This is a genomic window from Mucilaginibacter sp. P4_G9 (genome assembly GCF_056400985.1).
On the sequence record NZ_JBFUKF010000350.1, the window covers coordinates 1 to 5,145 of the forward strand.

General features: G+C 42.4%; 3 protein-coding genes. All 3 read left to right on the plus strand.

Annotation, left to right across the window (positions count from 1 at the left end):
• The first annotated feature begins 134 nt into the window (after positions 1-134).
• Genes AC1DPZ_RS21405 through AC1DPZ_RS21415 form a run of 3 tightly spaced genes read left to right on the plus strand, consistent with a single transcriptional unit; the run spans position 135 to position 5,103 of the window.
• Positions 135-3,380, plus strand: a complete 3,246-nt coding sequence (locus AC1DPZ_RS21405; RefSeq protein WP_477407248.1) for a SusC/RagA family TonB-linked outer membrane protein — start codon at positions 135-137, stop codon at positions 3,378-3,380.
• A gap of 33 nt (positions 3,381-3,413) precedes the next feature.
• Positions 3,414-3,869 carry a RidA family protein gene (locus AC1DPZ_RS21410; protein WP_477407250.1) on the plus strand — a complete coding sequence of 152 codons (456 nt, stop codon included), beginning with the start codon at positions 3,414-3,416 and terminating at the stop codon, positions 3,867-3,869.
• A gap of 25 nt (positions 3,870-3,894) precedes the next feature.
• A complete protein-coding gene (locus tag AC1DPZ_RS21415) occupies positions 3,895-5,103 on the plus strand; it encodes an aminotransferase class V-fold PLP-dependent enzyme (protein ID WP_477407252.1) in 1,209 nt (402 codons plus the stop codon).
• The last annotated feature ends 42 nt before the right edge of the window (positions 5,104-5,145 follow it).

Here is a 5,145-nt window from a genome sequence, read left to right on the forward strand (position 1 = left end):
CTAACAGGCTGCGTAAGGCTGTAAGCAGGATAGTCATTGTCACGGGGTTTTTAGTCATTTGCTGCCTCAAAACCAATGCGGTAAATCGCATTACCCCGGATTTGGATACTCCTATATCGCTGAAAGTGAAAAACATGTCCGTTAAAAACGTATTAAAAAAAATCAACAAAACGATTAAGTTGAGTTTTGTTTTCAGTAACGAAATAATTACCGATCAAACGGTAACTATTGAAGTTAAAAATGAAAAACTGGGTTTGGTATTATCAAAAATATTAAATCCGCTGGGTATGGAGTATTCGCTATCGGGCAATATGATCCTGATAGAAAAAAAACAGTTCCGACCTGCCGGGCGCCTAAAAACAATGCCTGCGCAGGTAACGGGCAGGGTAACAGATAATGCTGGTGCTGTACAAAGTGCTACAGTAAAGGTTAAAGGTACTGCAATTGCAACCAGCACTGATACCGATGGTAAATACAGTATTAACGTACCTGATGAAAACGCGATACTAATATTCTCGTCTGTGGGCTATTTAACACGGGAAATTGTAGTTGGTGACCGCAAAATTGCTGATATAAAATTTCTGGAAGAAACCAACGAACTGAACGAGGTTGTGATAACAGCCCTTGGTATATCGCGTCAGCGAAAAGCTTTGGCCTATTCTGTTACCGAAGTAAAAGGCGATGAATTTACTCAGGCACGGGAAAACAATGTGGCTAATGCGCTTACCGGTAAAGTTGCAGGGGTAAATGCCACCGGGTTATCCACAGGGCTTGGCGGATCAAGCCGGGTGATTATCCGTGGTAATGGCGCGCTATCAGGCGACAATCAGCCTTTGTATGTAGTTAACGGAATGCCGCTGGAAAACTCGGTACCAGGTGGCAGCGCGACGACAAACGGCAGTGCAGGTAATGTTGACAGAGGTGACGGCATAAGCGGCATTAACCCGGATGATATTGAGTCTATCAGCGTGCTTAAAGGCGGCACGGCGGCGGCGCTTTATGGCGCAAGGGCCGCTAATGGCGTTATACTAATAGCCACAAAAAAAGGGCATGCACAAAAAGGTACTGGTATTGATTATAATTCGTCTTTTACCCTGGAGACGCCCGCCGTCTTTCCTAACTGGCAGTATGAATATGGCCAGGGCGATAATGGTGTGAAGCCAACAACACAGAACGAAGCTATCCAGACGGGCCGCCGATCTTTTGGAGCAAAAATTGATGGGTCTTCCTATGTTGCGGCAGATGGATTAACCCACCCTTACAGTGCGCAGAAGGATAACATTCAAAACTTCTATCAAACAGGCACCACTTTTACCAACACTTTGGCTTTCACCGGCGGCACAGAAGCAATCAGCTACCGTTTTTCTGTGGCAGACCTATATAGCAAAAGTGTGCTTCCTAATACAAACTATGATCGTAAAACCGCTAATCTTAGCATTAACGGCAAATTGGGTAAAAATATAAATCTCGAAACCTTAGCACAATATAACATTGAAAGTGCAAATAACAGACCGACAGCTGGTGATGCTTTAGGTAACCCTAACTGGACACCATATATGATTGCCAATACCGCGGATATCAGGTGGTTAAAGCCTGGCTATAATGCAAGCGGTAATGAGATTGCCTGGAACGATGCTTCTATTGCGACTAACAGTTATTTTGTAACCAATAAGTTTAAAGAAAATGATAACAAGGACCGGGTCATTGGCCAGGCTGGTGTTACAGTTGGGATCGTTAAAAACCTTTCATTAAAAGGTGTTGTAAGCCGCGACTTTTATTATTATAACTATAAATATATACTGCCAACCGGTACATTATATGTTCCAAACGGGCAGTACAGCGAACTGAAAGTTGATGCTTCTGAAACTAACGGACTATTAATGCTTAACTATAACGGCAAGGTAACCCGGAATTTTGGGTTAACGGGTTTTGTTGGTGGTAACCAGCAACGTTCCGCTTACAATGAAAGCAACATTGCGGGCAGCAATTACATAATACCTTATTTCTACAGCTCAACTAATCTTTCAACCATTTCAACTACACCCACCAATAAAAAAATGGCTATAAATTCATTAATGGGTTCGGCAGACATCAGTTTTAAGAATTTTGCTTACTTAACAGTTACCGGCCGTCAGGATTGGTTTTCTACCTTGAGCCCCAAAAACAATAGTCTTTTCTATCCTTCGGCCGGACTTAGTTTTATTCTTTCTGAGGCATTTAAATTACCCGAGGTGATCAATTATGCTAAGCTCAGAGTTTCGTATGCGCAGGTAGGCGGCGGTGCACCAAGCCCATATCAAATTAACCAGGCTTTTACTATGCCACCAAGTTCGGGACAGCCGTTGCAAACTGTTTCCAGTACAACTATTACCAATTCTAAGCTTCGCCCTTATACATCAACTACAGCCGAAGCAGGAGCTGAAGCGCGTTTATTTAACAGCCGTTTAAGTTTTGACATTACCTTATATAATCGAAAAACCACTAATGATATCGTTTCTACAGCCATATCCGGTACCAGCGGCTACAGCAACGTGATCTTAAATGTAGGTGAACTAAGCAATAAAGGCATTGAGCTATTGTTGAACGGTACCCCCGTCAAATCTAAAAGCTTTAGCTGGAGTGCCAGCTATAACTTTGCCTATAACAAAAATGAAGTTGTAAGACTGGCTCAGGGGCTTGACCAGCTCCAGATGGCAGCCTCAGTTAATGGCTGGGCTTACATCAATAACATCGCCGGCCAATCATACGGTTCAGTAGTAGGCACGCGCATTCTCAAAAATACTAAAGGTCAAACAGTATTCAATACTACTACGGGTTTACCTGTTGCAACCGGGTTGCAAACTTTGGGCAAGGGAGTTCCCCCGGTAACTATGGGTTTCTTTAGTGATTTTCGTTACAAAAAAATTTCTTTAAATATCCTGGTCGATGGAAAATTTGGCAACAAAATCTTTTCATTGATGGAGGTTTATGGCACCCGTTTAGGTTTAATGAAAACTACCTTACCGGGGAGGGAAAGCGGTTTACAGTTAAGTGGTGTTGACCAGGCGGGCAACCCATATTCAAGAACGGTACCTTTGTCAAATCTGCGGAGTTACTACGATAACTATAAATCTTACTCTGAGCTTTTTTTGCACGATGGTGGTTTTGTAAAGCTTCGTCAGCTGATATTAACCTACAACATTACGGCTGATTTGCTGAAAGCAATAAGCATACAGAATGCTTCAATCTCGTTTGTTGCGCGTAATCTATTCACCATCTACAAACAGACAAGCAATTTTGATCCGGAGTCGGGCTTTACGAATGGATCAGGTCAGGGTTTTGAATCTTTTGGCTTACCAAGAACAAGAAGCTACGGATTAAATCTAATGGTCAAATTTTAATATTATCAACAAACTTAAAATAACATAATAACAATGGAAAGAAGATCAATCTTAAAAAAACTGCTGGCTTCGGTAGCCGGAATTTCGGTATTTGGTTTTGCAAAAGCTGGTATTGTAAAAAGCGACGAAAAAGAGGTCAATAACATTACCAAACACCAGGATGTGCCCCTGTTTTCAGGTTCTACCAAATTGGGCAATATGGTTTTTGTAGCTGGCAAGGGCGCTCACGTTGAGCCATTTGAGATAAAAGCCCATACCGAAATTGTATTAAAGGAACTTGAAAATGAGCTTAAAAAAGCAGGCTCATCAATGGAAAAGGTATTAAAAGTAACCGTGTTCCTGAATGATATTGCTGATTACCAGGGTATGAACGAGGTTTATAAAGGCCGTTTTGGTAAAAATCCACCGGTACGTACTACAGTAGCCGTGGCAAAGGGCGGTGTTCCGGGTAATTCGTTGGTTGAAATGGATTGTATCGCATATATATAGTATCAATTAAATTATACAGGTTTATATGAAACGTAGAGATATACTAAAAGGCATTACCTTATTACCATTAACCAGTGGATTTGTAGCCAAAGCTGCTACTTTAAATGCTACTCCAACGTCAACAGCACCCCCTAAACGGGATTTTTTTAAAGAACTTGGTGTTACCCCCGTTATTAATGCCGGGGTAACCATGACCTTTTTATCAGGTTCATTGATGCTGCCGGAGGTATTGGAGGCTATTAATTCAACATCGCATGATTTTGCCAACATGTACGAGTTGCAAGACAAAGTAGGAGCGAGGATTGCCGAAATGCTTCATGTTGAAGCAGCTATGGTAACATCGGGGGCTTCGTGCGCTATTCTTTTAGGTACAGCAGCAGCTATAACGGGTACTGATAAGGATAAAATTAAGCAACTGCCCAATCTGCCAGGCCCCAGACCTGAAGTTATTATGCAGAAAACACACCGATACCTATTTGATCAAGCAGTAAGCACTACCGGGGCAAAAATCATTGAGGTAGAAGGCCCGGAGGCCATGGAAAACGCAATAAACAGCAATACGGTAATGGCTTTATTTTTTAACGCCGCCGAAAAAAGCAGCATTACGCATGAGCAGTTTTTACAAATTGCAAAAAAACACAGCGTCACTACGTTTTTAGATGCGGCGGCAGACGTACCGCCGGTGGAGAACCTGTTTAAATTTCAAAAAATGGGATTTGATCTGGTTACTTTTTCGGGTGGTAAAATGATTCACGGACCGCAAAGTGCAGGCATACTATTCGGTCGTAAAGATCTCATAACTGCCGCCAGGCTTAATCATAGTCCTAATGAAGCACCGATAGGCCGTCCGATGAAGGTGAATAAAGAGGAAATGTTTGGGATGTATGCGGCCCTAAAAGCGTACCTCGAAAAAGATCATCGTAAAGAGTGGGACGACTGGCTGCAACGCGCAAAGTATATTGGTAACCAGTTAGAAACTATTTCAACTGTGAAAAGTAAAATAGTTGTTGACCCGGGACCGGCCAATGCCTTTCCGAGCTTACACGTTACCTGGGATAAAATCAAAATAAAAACAAACCCGAAAGATGTGCTGGCTGCCTTAAAAAGCGGCACGCCAAGCATAGTTGCCAATAGCGATAATGACACGCTGGTTATTGGTGTAGTATTGTTACGGCCCGATCAGGTAGATGTAGTTGCCAGCCGGGTTAAAGTTATTTTACAACAGGCGGTTTAAGCTGATTTACCTCAGTTATTGCTTTACAGAACAGTGATTCCT